The organism is Nonomuraea maheshkhaliensis (assembly GCF_039529435.1).
GTDB lineage: Bacteria > Actinomycetota > Actinomycetes > Streptosporangiales > Streptosporangiaceae > Nonomuraea > Nonomuraea maheshkhaliensis.
Window position 1 is genome coordinate 49,824 of record NZ_BAAAMU010000057.1, and the last position, 19,817, is coordinate 69,640.

General features: G+C 73.0%; 17 protein-coding genes. 9 read left to right on the forward strand and 8 right to left on the reverse strand.

Annotated features, from left to right (window positions below):
* The first annotated feature begins 31 nt into the window (after positions 1-31).
* Positions 32-985, forward strand: a complete 954-nt coding sequence (locus ABFX54_RS31990; RefSeq protein WP_346110300.1) for a hypothetical protein — start codon at positions 32-34, stop codon at positions 983-985.
* A gap of 75 nt (positions 986-1,060) precedes the next feature.
* On the opposite strand, the gene ABFX54_RS31995 is transcribed toward ABFX54_RS31990, so the two are convergent.
* A complete protein-coding gene (locus ABFX54_RS31995) occupies positions 1,061-3,196 on the reverse strand; it encodes a serine/threonine-protein kinase (protein ID WP_346110301.1) in 2,136 nt (711 codons plus the stop codon).
* Positions 3,197-3,307: 111 nt separating this feature from the next.
* Here ABFX54_RS31995 and meaB point away from each other — a divergent pair, with 111 nt between their 5' ends.
* The 4 genes from meaB (at position 3,308) to ABFX54_RS32015 (ending at position 8,313) form a co-directional block, all read left to right on the forward strand.
* Complete coding sequence (gene meaB / locus ABFX54_RS32000) at positions 3,308-4,267, forward strand: methylmalonyl Co-A mutase-associated GTPase MeaB (RefSeq protein WP_346110302.1); 960 nt, start codon at positions 3,308-3,310, stop codon at positions 4,265-4,267.
* A 147-nt stretch (positions 4,268-4,414) separates the two neighbouring features.
* Entirely contained in the window at positions 4,415-6,535 is a 2,121-nt protein-coding gene (locus ABFX54_RS32005; protein WP_346110303.1) for a CehA/McbA family metallohydrolase, read from the forward strand.
* Between the two features lie 84 nt (positions 6,536-6,619).
* Positions 6,620-7,240 carry a TetR/AcrR family transcriptional regulator gene (locus ABFX54_RS32010; RefSeq protein ID WP_346110304.1) on the forward strand — a complete coding sequence of 207 codons (621 nt, stop codon included), beginning with the start codon at positions 6,620-6,622 and terminating at the stop codon, positions 7,238-7,240.
* The gene (locus tag ABFX54_RS32015; protein ID WP_346110305.1) at positions 7,237-8,313 is read left to right on the forward strand and encodes an acyltransferase family protein; all 1,077 of its coding nucleotides are present in this window, start codon (positions 7,237-7,239) and stop codon (positions 8,311-8,313) included. The genes ABFX54_RS32010 and ABFX54_RS32015 overlap by 4 nt, the downstream gene beginning before the upstream one ends.
* A gap of 57 nt (positions 8,314-8,370) precedes the next feature.
* Here the strand turns inward: ABFX54_RS32015 and ABFX54_RS32020 are convergent, their stop codons facing one another.
* Positions 8,371-10,137, reverse strand: a complete 1,767-nt coding sequence (locus ABFX54_RS32020) for an AMP-dependent synthetase/ligase (RefSeq protein ID WP_346110306.1) — start codon at positions 10,135-10,137, stop codon at positions 8,371-8,373.
* 340 nt (positions 10,138-10,477) lie between these two features.
* On the opposite strand from ABFX54_RS32020, the gene ABFX54_RS32025 reads away from it, so the two are divergent.
* Together ABFX54_RS32025 and ABFX54_RS32030 are read left to right on the forward strand one after the other, a co-directional pair.
* Complete coding sequence (locus ABFX54_RS32025) at positions 10,478-12,019, forward strand: ABC-F family ATP-binding cassette domain-containing protein (protein ID WP_346110307.1); 1,542 nt, start codon at positions 10,478-10,480, stop codon at positions 12,017-12,019.
* A gap of 37 nt (positions 12,020-12,056) precedes the next feature.
* Positions 12,057-13,037, forward strand: coding sequence for a hypothetical protein (locus ABFX54_RS32030; RefSeq protein ID WP_346110308.1), 981 nt, complete (start codon positions 12,057-12,059; stop codon positions 13,035-13,037).
* A gap of 65 nt (positions 13,038-13,102) precedes the next feature.
* Here ABFX54_RS32030 and ABFX54_RS32035 read toward each other — a convergent pair whose 3' ends face one another.
* Both ABFX54_RS32035 and ABFX54_RS32040 read right to left on the reverse strand, forming a co-directional pair.
* Positions 13,103-13,363 (reverse strand): TFIIB-type zinc ribbon-containing protein, encoded by a 261-nt coding sequence (locus ABFX54_RS32035; protein WP_346110309.1) that lies wholly within the window; start codon positions 13,361-13,363, stop codon positions 13,103-13,105.
* Between the two features lie 58 nt (positions 13,364-13,421).
* A complete protein-coding gene (locus ABFX54_RS32040) occupies positions 13,422-14,279 on the reverse strand; it encodes an aminoglycoside phosphotransferase/kinase family protein (protein ID WP_346110310.1) in 858 nt (285 codons plus the stop codon).
* 110 nt (positions 14,280-14,389) lie between these two features.
* Between ABFX54_RS32040 and ABFX54_RS32045 the strand changes: the two genes are divergently transcribed.
* Entirely contained in the window at positions 14,390-15,277 is an 888-nt protein-coding gene (locus ABFX54_RS32045; protein ID WP_346110311.1) for a TIGR03619 family F420-dependent LLM class oxidoreductase, read from the forward strand.
* Positions 15,278-15,319: 42 nt separating this feature from the next.
* Here ABFX54_RS32045 and ABFX54_RS32050 read toward each other — a convergent pair whose 3' ends face one another.
* From ABFX54_RS32050 to murQ, 3 genes are all read right to left on the reverse strand, one after another.
* Positions 15,320-15,700, reverse strand: a complete 381-nt coding sequence (locus ABFX54_RS32050) for a VOC family protein (protein WP_346110312.1) — start codon at positions 15,698-15,700, stop codon at positions 15,320-15,322.
* Positions 15,701-15,709: 9 nt separating this feature from the next.
* On the reverse strand, positions 15,710-16,816 hold the full coding sequence (locus ABFX54_RS32055) for a serine hydrolase domain-containing protein (protein ID WP_346110313.1): 1,107 nt from the start codon (positions 16,814-16,816) through the stop codon (positions 15,710-15,712).
* 126 nt (positions 16,817-16,942) lie between these two features.
* Complete coding sequence (gene murQ / locus ABFX54_RS32060; protein ID WP_346110314.1) at positions 16,943-17,842, reverse strand: N-acetylmuramic acid 6-phosphate etherase; 900 nt, start codon at positions 17,840-17,842, stop codon at positions 16,943-16,945.
* A 57-nt stretch (positions 17,843-17,899) separates the two neighbouring features.
* Here murQ and ABFX54_RS32065 point away from each other — a divergent pair, with 57 nt between their 5' ends.
* Positions 17,900-19,012, forward strand: coding sequence for an exo-beta-N-acetylmuramidase NamZ family protein (locus tag ABFX54_RS32065; protein WP_346110315.1), 1,113 nt, complete (start codon positions 17,900-17,902; stop codon positions 19,010-19,012).
* A gap of 2 nt (positions 19,013-19,014) precedes the next feature.
* Here ABFX54_RS32065 and ABFX54_RS32070 read toward each other — a convergent pair.
* Positions 19,015-19,817: GNAT family N-acetyltransferase (locus ABFX54_RS32070; RefSeq protein ID WP_346110316.1), on the reverse strand; the 803-nt coding region annotated here is incomplete at its 5' end.

Below are 19,817 nucleotides of genomic sequence, written 5' to 3' on the forward strand. Positions count from 1 at the left end.
CCTGAAGACGCCGGCGGCTATCATCCTGCAGATGATCCCGGAGCTGATACGCCGCGCGGCGGCCGGCGAGTTCGCCGCGGAATACGAGCTCGAACAGCTGGCCGCCGAGACCCCGGCAGCGCTCACCCCGCACCTGCCGGACCTGCTCGCGGCGGATTTCCGGTTTTCGCCGAAGCTCTACCGCACCGCCGGCGACGACCTCCAGCAGGCTGTCGTCACCATGATCGACGAGGGCGCGCCGGACCTGAACGCGCTGCTGCTGATCCTGGCGCACACGCGGGGCCCCGTCGCCGAGAACGCGTTCCGCCGCTGGCGGGAGCAGCCGCCGCCCGGGGCCGGCGAGCTCTTCATCGGCCCGGCCGAGTACATGGTCGAAGGCGGGTGGATGCTGGACGACGGCCGGGCCCGCGAACTGTGCGGGCGGACCGCCTACGCGCTGCGGCCCGATCCTGAGCGGACGGTGGAACCCCCGGCTCAAGGCGAGTGCCCGTGGTGCCGTGCCCCGCTGTGGACGGTGCTCGACGTCGACACAGGTGACCGGCGGGTCGCGGAAGCGCTCGCCCACACCGGCTGGAACGGTCGGCTCAGGATCGTCACCTGCCAGGGATGCCATGCCTACACGACCCTCTACTCCACGGTGAGCCCCGACGGCCGATCCGGTCTCTCCGACCACTCCGCGGCACCCGTCCGCGTCCTCGACGACCAGAGCCCGCCCGAGACCCTGCGCAGGGTGCCGGGAGAGCTCCTCACCGATCCCGGCATGTCCGCCGGCGGCTGGGACATGACGACCCCGTCCATCGGCGGACACCCCGAATGGATCGGCGACGCCGAGTATCCTGCCTGCCCCGCCTGCGCGCGGACCATGGACTACATCGGGATGGAGGAAGCGCAGGACCCGGAGGAGGAGCCCATCGCCGAAGGCACCACGTACCTGTTCCTCGACGCGTCCTGCGGCCTCGCCGCCACGATCTACCAGCAGACCTGACCCGTCCGGCCCGATCGCGGCGGGGTCCCGCGCGCCCGGCCGGCCACCGGCTCGGGCGGCGGCGCCCCGGTGCGGTCAGAACGTGCCCTGGGCGCACATGGCGACCGAGATCGTCCGCTGGGCGGTGACGGGTGAGGTGATCCGCAGCGTGACGCTGTGGGTGCCTCCCGTGCTCCGCAGGGGGCGCGGCGCGTTGAGGTAGCGGCGGCCGTTCTCGGAGATGAGCGCCGTAGCGCGGCCGGTGGCGATGCCGTCGACGAGCCAGGTGTAGCTGAACGTCACCGGCCCGCCCGTGCGGCGCACCATCGCGCGCAGCGTGGCCTGGCCGCCGGCCCAGCAGTCGCCGTTCCTGGTGCCGCCCGCCCGCAACGCCGAAACCCTGAGCCCGTCGGGGCCGCCGGTGTCGTCCGGCAGGGTGCTGGGGGTGCCGTCCGTCTGCGGGGTCGGCCTGGTGGCACGGGTGCGCCGGGGGGAGGACGTGGCGACCGGCTCGGTCGTGGCGCCGGTGGTGCTCACGGGCGCGCTCTTCGACTTGGGGGTGGGTTCGGTGGGGGTGAGCCAGATGATGGCCGCGGCCAGCGCGCACACGCACAGGCCCGAGATCGCGGCGATGATCACCGTCTTGACCCGGCGTCCCTTCGCCCGGCGCGCCGGCGCCCGCCCGCTGCCGGTGCCGGGAGGGGTGCCCGCGCCGCCGTTCTCGGCGGGCCCGCCGTCGTAGGGCGCGGGGTTGCCGTACGCCGCCGCGTCCGTTCCCTGTCCCCGCCCGTCGTGCTGCCCGTCGTGCTGCCCGTCGTGCTGCCCGTCGTGCTGCCCCTCGAACTGCCCGCGCTGCCCGGCGGTGGGAGAGCCGGCGGTGGGAGAGTAGGCCAGGCGGTCGTGGGCCGAGGCCGCGGGCGAGTACGCCAGCCGATCCTGCGCCCCCGCGTCCCTCCGGGCCCCGGACACGTCAGACCCGGCGGCGACCGGGGCGGAGAGCGGCGTCGAGGGCCGGCGCTCCCGCGGCCCGAACCCGGCGGGCGGCTCGACGGGGGAGGAGAGGTCGAACAGCGCCTGCATCGCCGAGGTGGCCGCACCGGGCCCCTCATGCCCGGTCCCCGCCCGCGCTGCCCCGGCCGCGTGCGGATCGTGCTGCGGGCCGTCGAAGGCGCCGTGCGGATCGTGCCGCGACAGGCCCGAGTCCGCGTGCGGCCCGTGGTGCCCGGCGCCGGACGCCGGGTGCGCGCCCCGGCGCGGGGAGCGGCGGTCGCGGGCGGGCAGGCCGTGGGCCGTCCCCGGGTCCTGGGCGCCCTCGTGCGGCTGGTCGAGGGTCTGCTGCCAGGACGCCGACACACGGTCGGGCGTGTGCTCACCGACGAGCGCCCCAGAAGCCGCCTGAGAGGCCGCCTGAGAGGCTGGGGAAGAGGTCGCGTTCGAGGCGGAGGGCCGGCGGGACGGCGCGGCCAGCCGGAGCAGGACGTCGCGCATCCCCGGCCGCAGCGACGGATCCTTGGCCAGGCAGGCCGCCACGATCTCGCGCAGCGGCCCGCTCACCTCCCCGAGCTGCGGATCCTCACGAAGGATGCGGTTGATCACCGCGGGCAGCGAGTCGTCCCCGAACGGCGGCACGCCGGTGGACGCGAAGACGAGGACGGACCCCCACGAGAACACGTCGGCGGCGGCCCCGACCGCCTTGCCCGCGAGCTGCTCGGGCGCCATGTACGCGGGCGTCCCCACGATGTTGCTGGTCGCCTTCATCCCCGAGCCCAGCGCCCCGGCGATGCCGAAGTCGACCACCCGCGCCCCGTCGGGCCCGAGCAGGACGTTGGACGGCGTCAGGTCCCCGTGGACGACGCCCGCCTGATGGATCGCGTCGAGCGCGGTGGCGGTCGCCACCGCGATGCGCTGCAGGTCCGCCGCGCCGCGCCGGCCCGCCTGCTGCAGCGAGGGCCCGTCCACGTACTCGGACACGATGTACGCCCGCCCGCTGGTCGAGGCGTCGAGCACCTGCGCGAGGCAGAACGGCTCGACCCTGCGCGCGGCGGCGATCTCGTTCGCCAGGCGCTCGCCCACGGCCAGCCCCTCGCGCAGCACCTTGACGGCGACGGGGGTGCCGTTGCGGGCCTGACCGAGGTAGACGACACCGTGGCCGCCCGCGCCGAGCCGCCCGACGAGCCGGTAGGGTCCCACCGCTGCCGGGTCGCCCTCGCGGAGGGGTTCGACGTTGGGCATGAGGGGAGTGACTCCTGTGACGGCTGAGACAGAACTCCAGCACCCTACTGGCAAAAGTCAAGACTTGTCAGAAGTTAGGCTGATCTAACTGGCAAGAAAGGGGCGATTCGGGTGCAATCGCTGGAGAACTACGCCGACGGCGTACGGGCCGGTTCGCGTACCTGGATCGCCCGCGCGATCACGCTTGTCGAGTCGACCAGGCCCGATCACGTGGCCCTGGCGCAGCGGCTGCTGGTCGAGCTCACCCCGCTCTCCGGACGGGCCCGCCGCGTCGGCGTGTCGGGCGTGCCGGGGGTGGGCAAGTCCACGTTCATCGACGCCCTCGGCACGCGCCTGACCGGCCAGGGGCACAAGGTCGCGGTCCTGGCCGTGGACCCGTCCTCCACCAGGACGGGCGGCAGCATCCTCGGCGACAAGACCCGCATGGCCCGGCTGTCGGCCGATCCCGGCGCCTTCATCCGGCCCTCGCCGACCTCGGGCACCCTCGGCGGCGTCACCAAGGCGACCAGGGAGGCCATGGTCGTCGTGGAGGCGGCCGGCTACGACGTCGTCCTGGTCGAGACCGTCGGCGTGGGCCAGTCGGAGACCGCCGTGGCCGACATGGTGGACACGTTCCTGCTGCTCACCCTGGCCCGCACCGGCGACCAGCTGCAGGGCATCAAGAAGGGCGTGCTGGAGCTGGCCGACGTCGTCGCGGTCAACAAGGCCGACGGCGAGTACGAGCTGCCCGCCAGGAAAGCGGCCCGCGAGCTGTCGGGCGCCCTGCGCATGCTCCGCTCCGACTCCGCCCCGCCGCCCGTGCTGACCTGCAGCGGCCTGACCGGCGACGGGCTGGACGAACTCTGGCGGCAGGTGCTGGCCCACCAGGACGGCCTCGACCTGGCCGCCAAGCGCCGCCGCCAGCAGGTGGGCTGGACCTGGACGCTCGTGCGCGAGCGGCTGCTGGCCGAGCTGCGCGACGACCCGGAGGTGACGGCGATCTCGGCGGAGGTGGAGCGGGCGGTGCTGGCCGGCGACCTCACGCCCGCGCTGGCCGCCGACCGGATCCTCGCGGCTTTCAAGCGTGCCTGATACGCCCCTTTTGAGCAGCTTCGAGCACGCCCCGGGTTGAGATACCTCCCCCGGGGGTGAACTTTCCTCCTCCCCCTCCTCCCGGCCGCCCGGACCGTTCCTGTGATCCATGCCACGATGGCGCGCAACGACGTGGGAAGGGCTCACATGAGTGCGGATTCGATGCTGCCCGGAGGGGTGACGGATGCTCTGGAGGAGTACGGGCACCTCCTTGAGGAGCACGGCATCACCTGGGGTGAGCCGGAGATCCCTTACGTGAAGTTCTTCGCCCGGCGAAGAGTGCTGCCTCCCGAGCTGTTCGACCGGTTCTGGGAACTGGTCTTCAAGGCCGTCGCCGAGACCCATCCGGACGAACCGAGAGAGCGGCTCGTCGCCCGGCTGGCCGAGCCCGACTACGACCGGGTCCTGCGCGACACCCTCGACGGCGAACTGCCCGCGCACCTCTACGCCATCAGGATCGAGGAGGACGGCGCCGTCCTGGAAGGGGCGGCCCGCACGGTCCTGCTGCCTTCGCCGGAGCTGTGCCCGCTCGCGGCCGGGGAGGACGGTCACGGCCCGCGCCGGGCCGGCGAGGAGCGGATGTCGCTGCTCATCGACTCGCGGCGGGGCAGGCCCTGCCAGGTCGGCGTGGACGACGCTCAGCGGCTGCTGGCCGCCCGCGGGGCCTGGCTGGTGGAGGTGGACCGGGACAGCATCGTCGTCGTGGACGGCGAGCGCGTCCGCTTCGACACCCTGCTGTGCCCCATCCCTTCCTCCAGGCTCCGCCTGCGGTCCGGGACGCCGTGCCGCTGGAGCGTGGTGAGCGCCGACGGCGCCGGCTGGTTCCCGCCCGGCGCCGCCAACCGCTACGACTACCACGGGCGCCCGTACTTCCACGGCGACGACCTGCTCGTGGACGTCCCCTGCATGCCGCTGACGATCACCGCGGCCAGGGGCATGGAGTACGGCGCGGCCGGCCACGAGCTCACCCCGATGCCCGGCGAGGAGCACCTGGTCGAGCTGGCCCCCGAGCGCCTCTACGACGCCGCCGGCGCCGGCTGGTACGGCGGCGACCTGCACGTCCACCTCAACTGGGCGGGCGACCTGGTGGCCGTGCCAGCCGACGCGGCCGTCGCCCAGCACGGCGAGGACCTGCACGTGCTCAACCTCCTGGCCGGCAACGTCTCGGGCCGCCGGGTGTACGACCGCGAGGCCCTGGAGCACTGGACCGGCAAGGACCTGCCGTGGTCCGACGCCACGCATGTGGCCAGGATGGGCGTCGAATACCGCAACGACCTGCTCGGCCACATCTACGCCTTCGGGCTCCACTCGGCCCCCGGCCGCTACCACACCGGCTTCGCGGGCGACGCCGACTGGCCGCCCAACGCCGACGGGCTGCGCGAGCTGCGCGGGCTCGGGGCGCTGGTCGGCTACAGCCATCCCTTTCGCACGCCCATCGGCGACGGCGACCCGCCCAAGGGCGTCGTCTCGCCGGTGCCGCGCAACTGCGCCGCCCGCGAGCTGGTCGCCGACGCGGCCCTCGGCCTGGTGGACAGCCTCGACGTGCTCACCCACGCCTCGATCCCGGCCACGGCCGCGGTCTACCGGCGGCTGATCGGCGCGGGCAACCGGATGGCCGTGACGGCGGGCACCGACGCGATGATCTCCTTCACCCGCTCCGACAACCAGTCCAACCCGCCAGGCTGGGCCCGCGTCTACGCCCGGGTCGAGGGGGAGCTGAGCGCCCGGTCGTTCGCGGCGGCCGTGCGCGCGGGCCGCACGTTCGCCACCACCGGCCCGTGGCTGGAGCTGACGGTGAACGGGCACGGCCCCGGCCACGTGATCCAGGCCCGCAAGGGGGACCGGATCAGCGTCACCGCCACCGCCGTCGGGCCCGAGGTGGCGGCCGTGCGCATCCGCACCGCCGACGGGGTCAGGGCCGGGGCCGAGCGGCTGCCCCCCGAGCAGGGCTGGCAGGGGCAGGAGCGGCTGACCGTGACGGCCGTGCTGGAGGTGGACGCGCCGACGTACGTGGTGGCCGAGGTCCTGTGCGACCCGCACCCTCGCACGCTGACCTCCACCGGATACGCCCTGACCAGCCCCGTGTACGTGGACGTCGGCGGCCGGCCGGTCGCCAGGCGCGAGGACGTGCTCTGGTGCCTGGAGTGGCTGGACCTGCTGGAGGACCTGATCAGGCAGCACGGGCGGCTGGCCAGCGCCTACCAGTTCGGCGACCACGTGTCCCTGCTGCAGCAGGCCAGGACGATCTACCAGGCGCGGCTGGGCTGACCCGGCGGCGTCGTCAGGGGAGCGGTGGCCGGCCCCCTCCCGCCGTCCCTTGGGTGATTCATCCGCATGTGCTAGTTTTTGGCCATGCGGTCAGAAAACGAGCCGAGCGGCCAGAATCCGCGGTCGTTCATCGAGGAGGCCAGGCGCGCCCAGATCGTGTGCTCCGCCGTCGCCGTCATCGCGGAGGCGGGGTTCGCCAAGGCGTCGCTCGCGCGGATCGCCGAGCACGCCGGCATCAGCAAGGGCGTCATCTCCTACCACTTCGCCGGCAAGGACGAGCTGATGGAGGAGGTGGTGCGGCACACGTACCAGGGCGCGGTCGCGCACGTGGCGGCGCGGATGGAGGGGCTGACCACGGCGACCGAGCTGGTCAGGACGCACATCCTGGCCGCCGCCGAGTACATGCGCGGCCACCGCGACCAGCTCAAGACGCTGGGGGAGATCTTCAACAACCTCAGGGAGGCCGACGGAGCCCCCCGCTTCGGGATCAACGGCAACGAGAAGCTCTACGAGCTGCTGGAGCGCCTCTACCGGCTCGGCCAGGCCGGCGGGGAGTTCAGGGCGTTCGACCCCCGCGTCATGGCCGTCACCCACCAGGCCGCCCTCGACACCATGTTCGCCTACTGGGTCGCCAACCCCGGCCACGACCTCGACGCACACGCGCGCGAGCTCGCCGACCTCGTCGAAAGGGCATGCCGCGCATGAAGGCGCAGACCACGACCAGGCTCTACGCCGTCGACAACCTCAGGATCGCGCTGACCGCGCTGGTGGTCACGCACCACGTCGCGATCACGTACGGCAACCTCCCCCTCTGGTACTACGTCGAGCCCGCCAAGGACCCCACCGGCAGCCTGCTCGACCTGCTGGTCATGTTCAACCAGGCGTTCTTCATGGGGTTCTTCTTCCTCATCTCCGGCTTCTTCACCCCCGGCTCCCGCGACCGCAAGGGTGGCGGCGCCTTCGTGCGCGACCGGCTGCTGCGGCTGGGCGTCCCGCTGCTCGTCTTCCTCCTGCTGCTGCGGCCGGCGCTGACCTTCACCGGGTACGCCGAGGAGGGCGGGGGGATGTCGTACGCGGAGTTCTACCTGCGCTCGTGGGACCCGGGGCCCATGTGGTTCGTCGAGGTGCTGATCGGGTTCGTGCTGGTCTACGCGGCGTGGCGGAGCCTGCGGCAGCCGATGGAGGCGCGCGTCGTCCCGCTGCGGCTCTCCTGGATCGTGGCCTTCGTGCTCGGGCTCGCGGCCGTCACCTTCCTGTGGCGCATCCCGGTGCCCACCGGGACCTACGTGCCGGTGCTCGGCCTGCCGTCGCCGCAGTACCTGCCGCAGTACGCCGCCATGTTCGTGCTCGGCTGCGTCGCCTACCGGCGCGGCTGGTTCGAGACGCTGCCCGTGCGGGCGGGGCGGGCCGGGCTGATCGCCTCCGGTGTGTCGAGCGTGGTGCTGGTGCCGGCGGCGCTGCTGACCACCGGCGCGCTGTCGTCCGCCCTGATGGCGCTGTGGGAGTCGGCCTTCGCGGTCAGCATGATCATCGGGCTGACGGTGCTGTTCAGGGAGCGGTTCGCCGAGCAGGGGCCGCGCGGCCGGTTCCTGTCGCGGCACGCCTTCACCGTCTACATCATCCACCCGCTGGTGCTGGTCGGGCTCGGCTGGGCGCTGCGCTGGCTGGACGCCGTCGCGATCGTGAAGTTCGCCGTCATGCTCGCGCTGGCGCTGCCCCTGTGCTGGTCGCTGGCCTACGTGGTGCGCTCGCTGCCCGTGGCCAAGAAGATCCTCTGAGCGGAGCCGGGTAGCGGTGCTCGTGGGCACGGGCACCGCTCCGGCGTCCGCGTCCGGTCAGGTGTAGAAGGAGTCGAGCACCTCCGCGTTGCGCTCCTCGACGACCTTGCGCTTGATCTTGAGGCTGGGCGTCAGCTCACCCGTCTCCACCGCGAAGTCGGCCGCCAGGATCGCGAACTTCTTGACCGTGGCGTAGCTGGCCTCGCCCGCGTTGACCTGGTCGATCGCCTTCCGCACCTCCTCGCGCATGCGCGGGTGCTCGCGCAGCTTCTCGGGGTCGTCCGGCAGCGACTCGGCCCGCGCCCACGGCCCGGCCACGTCCATGTCGAGCGTGATCAGCGCCGTGACGTAGTTGCGCCGGTCGCCGTGGACGAACACGTGCGACGCGTACGGGCAGGCCGCCTTGATCCGGCCCTCCAGGTACGTCGGCGCGACGTACTTGCCGCCCGAGGTCTTGATCAGCTCCTTCTTGCGGTCGGTGATGCGCAGCCGCCCGGCCTCGTCCACCTCGCCGATGTCGCCCGTGTGCAGCCAGCCGTCCTGCAGCGCGGCGGCCGTCTCCTCGGGCAGCCCGTGGTAGCCGCGCATGATGCCGCGCCCGCCGATCAGGATCTCCCCGTCGTCGGCGATGCGCACCTCGGTGCCGGGGAACGGCGGGCCGACCGTGCCGAACTTCACCGATTCCGGGCGGTTGAGGAAGCTGCCCGCCGACGACTCCGTCAGGCCGTACCCCTCGTAGATGGTCAGGCCGGCCGCGTCGAAGAACTCCGCGATGTCCTGCGACAGCGGGGCGGCGCCGGAGATGAACAGGCGGATCCGGCCGCCGAAGCGCTCGCGCAGCTTGGCGAAGACCAGGCGGTCGGCCAGGGCGTACTCGGCGCGCATGGTGATCGGCAGCTCGGCGCCGCGCTGGCGGGCCCGGCTCACCCGCAGTCCGGTCGCGCGGGCCCAGGCGAAGATGCGCAGCTTGAGTCCGCCCTCGCGGTGCATGTTCGCCACGACCGTGTTGTGGATCTTCTCGAAGATGCGCGGGGCGGCGGCCATGAGCGTCGGCCGCACCACGCCGAGGTTCTCGGCGATCTTGTCGAGGCGGCCGTCGATCACGGTGGGCACGCCGAGGTCGATCATCACGACCTCCAGCAGCTTGCCGAACGAGTGGGACAGCGGCAGCCACAGGAAGTGCAGGTCGTCGGGGGAGATCAGGTCGAGCTCGCGCACCGCCTGGCCGGTGTAGAGCCAGTTGTCGTGGGTCAGCTCGACGCCCTTGGGCCGGCCCGTGGTGCCCGAGGTGTAGATCAGGGTGGCCAGGTCGTCCTGGGCGATGGCGTCCACCATCGCGTCGTAGTCGCGCCCGCTCGCGGCCGCGTCGCGGCTCACCGAGTCGAGGGTGATCACCCAGCCGTCCTCGCCGGGCGAGCCGTCGATGACGATCACGTGGGTGACGTCGGGGAGCTCCTTGCGCACCGATGCGAGCTTGGCGACCTGGTCGTCGTTCTCGGCGATGACGATGGTGCTGCCGGAGTCGGTGATGACGAACGCGGACTCGGCGGCGGTGTTGGACGGGTAGATCGTGGTCGTGGCCGCTCCGGTCGCCAGCACCGCGAGGTCGCAGAGGATCCATTCGAGGCGGGTGGAGCACAGGATCGACACGCGGGTGCCGGGGCCCGCGCCCAGCTCCGCCAGGCCGAGGGCCAGCCCGCGTACGCGTTCGTCCACCTCCCGCCATGACAACGAGGTCCACCCGTCGCCCGCGGGCACACGGTACGCCTCGGCGTCGGGGGTCGCCGCGATCCGGTCGCGGAGCAGGGAGGGAATGCTCGACATGCCTGACCTCCAGAGGGTGTTGGCCCCGACTCTAGGACCACGGCGGCGTCCCAGTCGATGGGTCGCGCCCGCGGACGCGGCCGTTGCCAGGTGATCGGCAGGTCGCATACGCTGGTGGCGTCGTACCGCCGAGCCCTGGGGGCAACCGACGTGAGGATCTGAGGTCGCGGGCACCGCGCCGTTAACGCCCTTTCGTGGGCCCTGCGCGCGTTCACACCTGGACCTCTCGCGGATCTTCTCCGTCCGGCCGCCGGCCTGCTCCGGCTTCCTGGTGTCGCGTGCGTCTGCGGTGTTTCCCGCCAAGTCACGAAATTTCGACTTTTGTGATGGGAACCGCCTTATGTCTATTTCCATTGTCGTCGATCACGTCTCCTTCGCGTGGCCGGACGGCACCACCGTGCTCGACGGACTCGACGCCGCCTTCCCGGCGGGACGTACCGGGCTGATCGGGTTCAACGGGTCGGGCAAGTCCACCCTGCTCAGGGTGATCGCCAAGGAGCTGAGGCCGGCCACCGGGTCGGTGTCGGTCCGGGGCGTCGTGGGCTACCTGCCGCAGAACCTGCCGCTCCGCGCCGGCCGTACGGTGTCGGACCTGCTGGAGATCGGCCGTATCCGAGCGGCCCTGCACGCCATCGAGGCCGGCGACGTGGCGGAGGAGAACTTCGCCGCCGTCGGCGACGACTGGGACGTCGAGGAGCGAGCCAGGGCCGACCTGGCCCGGCTCGGCCTGCGCCACGTCGGGCTGGACCGCACGGTCGGCACGCTGTCCGGCGGCGAGACCGTCATGGTCGCGCTGGCCGCGCGGCTGCTCAAGCGGCCCGACGTGCTGCTGCTCGACGAGCCCACCAACAACCTCGACCTGGACGCGCGGCGGCGGCTCTACGACGCCGTCTCCGCCTGGCAGGGGGTGCTGCTCGTGGTCAGCCACGACCGGGCGCTGCTTGAGCTGGTGGACCGGATCGCCGAGCTGCGCGAGGGCTCCGTGCGCATGTACGGGGGCAACCTCACCTCCTACGAGGAGCAGGTCGAGGCCGAGCAGCAGGCCGCGGCGCGCTCCGTGCGCACCGCGGAGGGCGAGATCCGCCGCCGGCGGCGCGAACTCGTCGAGAGCGCGATCAGGATCGACAGGGGGCAGCGGTACGGCAGGAAGGCGTTCGAGAACAAGAAGGTGCCGAAGATGGCGGCCGGCGCGCTCAAGCGCAAGGCCCAGGTGAGCGCGGGCAAGCAGCGCGCGCTGCACGCGGAGCGGCTGGAGGAGGCGAACGAGCGGCTGAGCGAGGCCGAGCAGGCCGTGCGCGACGACGCGGAGATCCGCATCGAGCTCCCGGGCACGGAGGTGCCCGCGGGCCGCACGGTCCTGACCCTGGAGACGCTGGTCGTGCGCGGGCCCGAGCGGATCGCGCTGCTCGGCCCCAACGGCTCGGGCAAGACCACGCTGCTCAAGCGGATCGTCGCGAACGGCGCGCACGTGCCGCTCCGCTACCTGCCGCAGCGGCTCGACCTGCTGGACGACCGGCTGAGCGTGGTGGACAACGTGCGCGCGCTGGCACCGTCGGCCTCCGTGAACGAGGTACGCGCCCGCCTGGCGCGCTTCCTGTTCCGGGGCGATCGGGCCGGCCAGGCGGTCGGCACGCTGTCGGGAGGCGAGCGCTTCCGCGCCACGCTGGCCGCCCTGCTGTCGGCCGAGCCGCCGCCGCAGCTCCTCCTGCTCGACGAGCCGACCAACAACCTCGACCTGGCCAGCGTCAGGCAGCTCGCGCAGGCGCTGTCGGCCTACCGGGGCGCGCTCATCGTGGCCAGTCACGACCTTCCGTTCCTGGAGGAGCTGGGGATCACCCGCCGGCTGCGGCAGGATCGGGACGAGGGACTGGCGGAATCGTAATTGACGGTTGGGGATCAACCGGACGATAGTGTGGCAGGTGGCTACACCCCGTTTGATCTCCTGTGTTCTCGCGCTGGCGACCCTCACGACCCTCGGCGCGTGCTCCACGGGCTCGGCGTCGCCGACCGGTGGCGAGCCGAGGGTCACGGGTGTCGCGGGCGGCCAGGGCGCCGCCCCCGCGGGCACCGCGGCCGGTGCGCAGAGCCCGGCGGCGCTGACGCCCGAGGCGTACAAGAGCGAGCTTGAGACCCGGCACAAGGCGATGTCCGGCGCGATCACCTCGCTGGCCGGGGCGCGCGGCGTGAAGGCGCTGGACAAGCGCGTGGGCCGGGCCGAGGAGGCCCTGAGCGGCGCCGCCGACGCGCTGTCCGCGCTCGCGCCGCCCGAGACCGTGCGCGCCCAGCACGAGGCGTACGTGAGCAGCCTGCGCGACTTCGCCACCGCGCTCGGCGCCACCGCCGGCAAGGTCGGAGCCCGCGACCTGTGCACGTCGTCGGCCGTGCTGACCGACGTGGACGACAAGCTGGCCGCGCTCGACGAGGCGGGCCGGGCGCTCCAGGAGGCCGGCGACTACCCGGCCGACATCGTCGGCGTCAAGGCCACGGGCAAGAAGAGCCGCCGGCTGAGCAACGGCTCGTTCCTGCGCAAGGGCACGCTGAACGGCCGCGGCTCACTGGAGATCGACAACGGCGGCAGCCGCGACGCGGTGGTCACCGCCATGCGCGGCGGCAGCAAGGCGTTCAGCGTCTATGTGCGCAGGAAGGCGAAGTTCAAGGTCAGAGGCGTCCGTGACGGCAGCTACAAGATCTACTTCACGCACGGCTCCGACTGGGAGGGCAAGACCAAGGCCTTCACCCGCGACTGCAGCTTCGAGCGGTTCGAAAAGACGGTGAAGTTCAAGACCACGGTCACCGCCACGCAGATCCGCTGGCACGACTGGCGGATCACGCTGCACGCCATCTCGGGCGGCAACGCCCGCACCGCGCCCGTGGACCCGGACGACTTCCCCGGCGGCTGATCGAGCGAGCGGCCGGGCAGGCCGCGCACCCCGCGTGCGCGGCCGGTCCGATCAGAGGCAGGCGATCAGGTGGAGAACAGCATGCCTACCCAGCTGCGCTGACCCCGGTGGTGGCCGTGGTGGCCGCCTCCGTGGTGCGGGGCGCCCCACGCGGGGCCGGGGCCGGGGGCGGGCGGGGGAGCAGCGTGGTACTGCGACTCCATCCGGGTCAGCGTCTCGAGCTCGCCGTAGTCGAGGAAGATCCCGCGGCAGTTGTCGCACTGCTCGATGTGGACGCCGTTGCGCTCATAGGTCCGCATGCTTCCGCGGCACTTAGGGCACTGCATCTAAGTCGCACTCCTTGGCTTCGAGGTCTCAGGGTGAAACCTACCGCGCGCAACCCCGTCACGCTCGGACGATTCTGTTGCACGATTCGACCAACGAATGTTCGACCTCGTCGAGTTCCCGGCGCTCGCGCCAGGCGTTGACCACGGCCACGGCGGCCAGTTGCACGGTCAGCGCCCTGGCGGGCACGTCGAGCCGCTGCCAGGGGTCGTCGCCCTGGCCGAGCGCGGGCCCGCCGGAGGCGAGATAGGCGCCGAGGAACCGCTCCCACACGGCGGGGGCGAGCAGCCCCGCCGCGTACCAGGCGGCCGGCCTGGCCAGGTCCCAGGCCGGGTCGCCGACGCCCAGGTCGTCGACGTCGATGAGCAGCCAGCGGTCGCGGTGGACGAGCTGGCCGAGGTGCCAGTCTCCGTGGGTGAGCAGGGCCGGCATCGGCCGCGGCTCGGGCAGCTCCTTGAACGCCCGCCTGACGAGCTGCTCGACCGGCCCGTCGCCGGGCATCCTGGCCACAGCGCGGGCGGCCCTGGCGGGCCCTCCAGCGGCCGGCAGGCCGGGCATCAGCGTGAGGGGGACGGCGTGCAGCCTGGCCAGCAGCCGGGCGCCCTCCTCCCACGGCGCGTCGGCCGGGTCGTCGTCCTGCGCCACGGGCCTGCCCGCCGGCCACACCCTGACCACGCGCCCGCCCGCCGACAGCACCTCGGGCTCCAGCGGGGCCAGCATCACGCCGCTCACGGCAGCCGAGGCCGCCGCCTTGAGCCTCGGCCGTAAGTCCCCGGCGTCGTCACGCGCCGAGTGGGCCTTGACCACGACCTCTCCTCTGCGCAGCACCACGACGTCGGTGCGCGTCGGATGTAACACGGGCTCGCCCGCGCCGCCGTACGCCGCGGCGATGCCCGCGAGCTCCTCCTCCAGACCCACCCGTACAGAGTAAGGGGGCGATGGCGCGACCCGGGCCCGGCGCCGGGGCCGCGCATCTCGGACGGGCCGCCCGGTGCTGGGAGCGAAGTGGCGTCGTTCACACTGGGACCATGAGAGTCGGTTTCGCCGTACCGCAGTCAGGGGCGTGGGCCACGCCGGGAAACATGCGCAGGGTCGCCGTCCGGGCCGAGGAGCTGGGCTACGCCGAGCTCTGGACGTTCCAGCGGCTCCTCTACCCCGTCGGCCATCCCATGGGCCCCACCTACCGCGCCGTGCACGACCCGCTGATCACGCTGGCCCACCTGTCGGCCGTGACCGGCAGGATCGGGCTCGGCGTCGCCGTGCTCAACGCGTACGCGCAGCCGGTGGCGCTGGCCAAGCAGCTGGCCACGCTGCAGACGCTGTCGGGCGGCCGGGTCACCGCCGGGCTGGGCCTGGGCTGGCTGCCCGAGGAGTTCGCGGCGGCCGGCGTGGACATGGCGGGGCGCGGGCGCAGGGGCGAGGAGTTCGTGGAGGTGCTGCGCGAGGCGTGGCGCGACGAGGTGGTCGAGCACGAGGGCGAGTTCTTCCGGGTGCCGCCCGCCCACATCGACCCCAAGCCCGAGCCGGGCCCGCCCAGGATCCTGCTCGGCGGCACCGCCGACGTCGCGCTGTGCCGCGCGGCCCGGCTGGCGGACGGCTGGGTCAGCTCCAGCAGGGAGGACCTTTCGGCCATCGCCGGGCGGATCGCGCTGATCAAGGAGGAGCTGGCCGGGGCCGGGCGCGACCCGGAGGCGTTCAGGTTCGTGGTGCGCGGGGTCACGCGGGTGCGGGCGGCCGACGAGGACCGTCCGCTGAGCGGCACGTACGACAAGATCCGGCGCGACGTGGCCGAGCTGGCCGCCCAGGGCGTCACCGACGTCTTCCACGACCTGAACTTCGACCGCGAGATCCCCGAGGCAGACCCGAAGGAGGCGCTGCGCCGGGCCGAGGAGGCGCTCGAAGCGCTGGCCCCCTGAGGCGGGGCGGGACGCACGCTTCACGGCGGCTGCTAACCGCGGCTACCAGCCGCCGTACGGCACCGTGATGATCTCCAGGTTGTGGCCGTCGGGCGCGGACCAGTAGAGGCCGCGCCCGCCGTCGTTGGTGTTGATCTGCCCAGGACGCTGGTGGTAGGGGTCGGCCCAGAAGGTCAGGCCCCGCTCCTTGATCCGGCCCCAGATCTCGTCGAACTCCGGCTCGCTCACCAGGAACGCGTAGTGCTGCGGCGGCACGTCCCCGTCGGTCTGGGCGACGTCGAGCGAGACGCCGTTGCCGAGCGAGACGACCCGGAACGGCCCGTAGACCGGCGCGGGCTCCAGCCCCAGGATCTCGACGAGGAAGCCGGCGGTCGCGTCCCTGTCGGTGGCCGGCACGATCGTGTGGTTCAGATGCACGGGCATACCCGCAGATTACGCCGGACGGGCCTCGGAGGCGGGGAGGCGGCCCGCCAGGCGCGCGGCGTGCGCCGCCACCGCCCCGCGCAGCTCCCTGATGCCGTCGCGGCCGCGCACCGGGTGGACGGCGTTGGTCAGCAGCACCACGGTCAGGCGGCGGGCGGGGTCCACGACGAGCGAGGTGCCGGTGAAGCCCGAGTGCCCGTACGCGTCCGCCAGCGGCCCTGCCACGCCGGGATCGCCGATGCGCACGCCGAGCCCGTGCCGGAACGGCGCCCCCTCCACCCCCTGGTCGCGCGTCATCTCGGCCACGCTCGAAGGGCGCAGCACGCCCGCGCCGCCGAGCCGCAGCGCCTCGCCGAAGGCCAGCAGGTCGGCGGCGGGCGCGAACACCCCTGCGTGCCCGGCCACGCCGCCCAGCGCGTACGCGGTCTCGTCGTGCACCTCGCCCCTGACGCAGCCGGGCCCGGGACGTTCGGCCTTGAACTCGGTGGCGGCGATCCGGTCCAGCAGCACGCGCGGAGGCCGGTAGCCGGTGGCCGACAGCCCGAGCGCGTTCGTGACGCGGTCGCGGACCAGCACGTCCAGGGGCGCGCCGCCGGTCAGCTCGGCCAGCCGGCCGGCCATGACCATGCCGACGTCGCTGTAGAGGTACGGCCCGCCCGCCGGATGGACGACCGGCGTGCGCAGCATGGCGGCCATCCTGGCCCCGGCGAGCCGCCGCGCCGTCGCGGGGGTGAGCGGGCCGGGCAGCTCGTCACCGATGCGGCGGCCCGCGGGCAGGCCCGCCGTGTGGGTGAGCAGGCGCCGCGGCGTGATGCTCCTATCGGCCGCCTCGATCAGCCCGGTCACCGGCTCGTCCAGGTCCAGCAGGCCCTCCTCGGCCAGCGAGAGCAGCACGACCGTGGTGAACAGCTTGCTGACCGAGGCCAGGTCGAAGATCGAGTCGCGGCGCGCGGGGGGCCGGTCCGCGGCCAGGCCGCCCTCGGCGCCGGTGTACCGGACGAGTTCCCCGGCGGCGGCCGAGGCCACCACGGATCCGTCGACGGCGATCAGCGCGACCGCGGCCGGGCAGACGCGCGGCACCGCGTCCGCCAGGATCGCCTCAAGACGATCGGACATCCCCACCTCGACATTCACCTCGACATTCACCCCGACATTCACCCCGGCATCCACCCCGGCATCCACCCCGGCATCCACCCCGGCATCCACCCCGGACATCCACCCCGGACGGAACGCTCCCGCGCCTCAGCCGCTCAGGGCGTCGCTGAGGCGCTCCCCGTGCGACTCCAGCAGCGCGCGGGCCGCCTCGGCGTCGAGGCCGTGCTGGATCATCAGGACCGCGATCTTCGCCTGGCCGCCCGCCGCCTCCAGCGCCGCGCGCGCGGTCTCCTGGTCGGCCCCGGTGATGTCCCCGACCATGCGCAGCGCCCGTCCCGCGAGCTTGCTGTTCATGGCCGACATCTCGATCATCTGGTTCCCGTACGTGCGGCCCAGCTTCACCATGGAGATCGTCGAGATCATGTTCAGGACGAGCTTCTGGGCCGTGCCGGCCTTCAGCCGGGTCGAGCCGGTCACCACCTCGGGCCCCACGACGACCTCAATGGCGTGCTCGGCGGCGGCCGACAGCGGCGTGCCCGCGTTGCACGACAGGCCGACGGTCAGCGCGCCCCTGGCAGTGGCCTCGGCCAGCGCGCCCAGCACGAAAGGAGCCCGCCCGCTGGCGGACACGCCCACCACCGAGTCGAGCGGTCCCACCTCCAGGTCCTTCAACGCGGCCGCGCCCGCCTCAGGGTCGTCCTCGGCCCCCTCGACGGAGCGGGTCAGCGCGTCGGGCCCGCCGGCGATGACGCCCTGGACCAGCGAGGGGTCTGTGCCGAAGGTGGGCGGGCACTCGCTGGCGTCGAGCACGGCCAGCCGTCCGGACGTGCCGGCGCCCACGTACAGCAGCCGGCCGCCCTCGGCCATCCTGGCGGCGATCGCGTCGATCGCGGCCGAGATCGCGGGGACGGCCGTGGCGACCGCGGCGGGCACGGCGGCGTCGGCCTGGTTCATCAGCCGGGCGATCTGCTCCGTCGGCAGCCGGTCGATCTGGCTGTAGCGGGGATCGCTCTGCTCGGTGGACAGCTCGGGTAGCGGATCAATCATGTCGCTAATTTCCACCCTCTACTTCTCTCTTGTAAATATCTTTCAGACAATGGGTTCATGCAACATGTGAGAACCGGAGCAGAACGGCTGGCCGCGGATCCCTCCCTCGCCGGAGGCTCCCGCCTCGGCCTGATCACCAACCCGACCGGCGTGCTGCCCGACCTGACCGCCACCCCCGACGCCCTGCTGAACGCGGGGCTGAAGCTGACCGCCCTGTTCGGTCCCGAGCACGGCATGCGCGGCACCGCCCAGGCGGCGGGCAGCGAGGGCGACACGGTCGACGGCAGGACCGGGCTGCCGGTGTACGACACCCACAAGCTCTCCGGCGAGGCCCTCGACCGCGTGGTGGCCGCCTCCGGCGTCGACACCCTGGTCTTCGACATCGCCGACGTGGGCGCCCGTTTCTACACCTACGTGTGGACCATGTACGACCTGATGGAGTCGGCCGCCCGGCTCGGGCTGCGGTTCGTGGTGCTCGACCGGCCCAATCCGCTGGGCGGCGAGGTGGAGGAGGGGCCGAAGCTCGACCCGGCGTTCGCCAGCTTCGTCGGCCGCTTCCCGCTGCCGCTGCGGCACGGCAGGACCGCGGGTGAGCTGGCCGGGCTGTTCGGGTTCGACCTGGACCTGACCGTGGTGACCATGGAGGGCTGGCGGCGCGACATGGCCCACCACGACACCGGGCTGCCCTGGGTGATGCCGTCGGTCAACATGCCCACCCCGGACACCGCGCTCGTCTACCCGGGCACCGGGCTGTTCGAGGGCACCAACTTCTCCGAGGGGCGCGGTACGACCAGGCCGTTCGAGCTGGTCGGGGCCCCGTACGCCGACGACAGGTTCGCGCCGGCGCTGGCCGCGCTCGGCCTGCCGGGCGTGCGGTTCAGGGAGACGTGGTTCACCCCGACCTTCCACAAGCACGCCGGCACCCCCGTCCGCGGGGTGCAGCTCCACGTGCACGACCGGCGCGCCTTCAGGCCGGTGCTGACGGGCCTGTCCATGCTGCACGTGGCCCGTACGCTCTATCCTGACGACCTGCGCTGGTGGGGCCCCGACCTGTTCCTCGACCACCTGTGGGGCTCCGACACCCTCACCAGGACCCTGGAGGCCGGTGCGGATCCCCGCGAGCTGTGCCCGCCGCCGGGCCGCCCTGAGGGACATCTGCTCTATACGTGACATCACGCCAGATCGCGCCGGTAGAGCCAGAAGACGCGTTCCGCTCGCGCGCCGACGGCGCGCGAGTAGAACCGCAACGGCCCCACCCACCCGATCTGGGCGCTGTCCTGCCCGGCGGCCCGCTGGTCGGCCAGGCACCTGCGCAGCAGCACCCGGCCGAGACCCAGCCCGCGCGCGTCCTCGGCGGTGCCCATGGGCCCGAACCAGGCCGGCCGAGACCCCCACGCGGCGAAGCCGAGGATCCGGCCGTCGCGCTCGGCGTAGTGCAGCCCGGCCGCGTTGACCGCCTCCCAGGCCCACCGCTCGTTCCAGTGCTCCTCGACGAACGCGGCGACCCGCTTCCTGTCGTCCCCGGCCGCGTGCACGGTGACCCCGGACTCTTCGAGCCGGGCCAGCTCGTCCGCCACGGACAGGTCGGCGGACGCGAGGTCCGCCGTCATGTTCCAGGCCACGTTGTACCGCTCGTAGCCGAGGCGCTCGGCCAGGCAGGCGGCGGCGGTGTAACGCACGTCGATCCCGGGCCAGGCGTAACACGGCGGGTTCCCGGCGAAGCGGGCCTGCCGCGCGCCCTGCTCGCGCAGCCACGCCTCGGCCGCGCGTACGAGCGCCGTGCCGTGTCCCTCGCCCTGGGCGGAGGGCTGCACGGCGAGCAGGTCGATGTGCCCGGCCAGCGGATCCGTGTGCGACATCGAGGCCAGCACCACGCCTCCGCCGGTGGCCAGCGCCGTCCAGCGCCGCCCGGCGGGAGGCCGCCACAGCGCCTCCGTCAGGGCGGCGGCCTCACCGGCGTCGAGCGTCAGGGGCG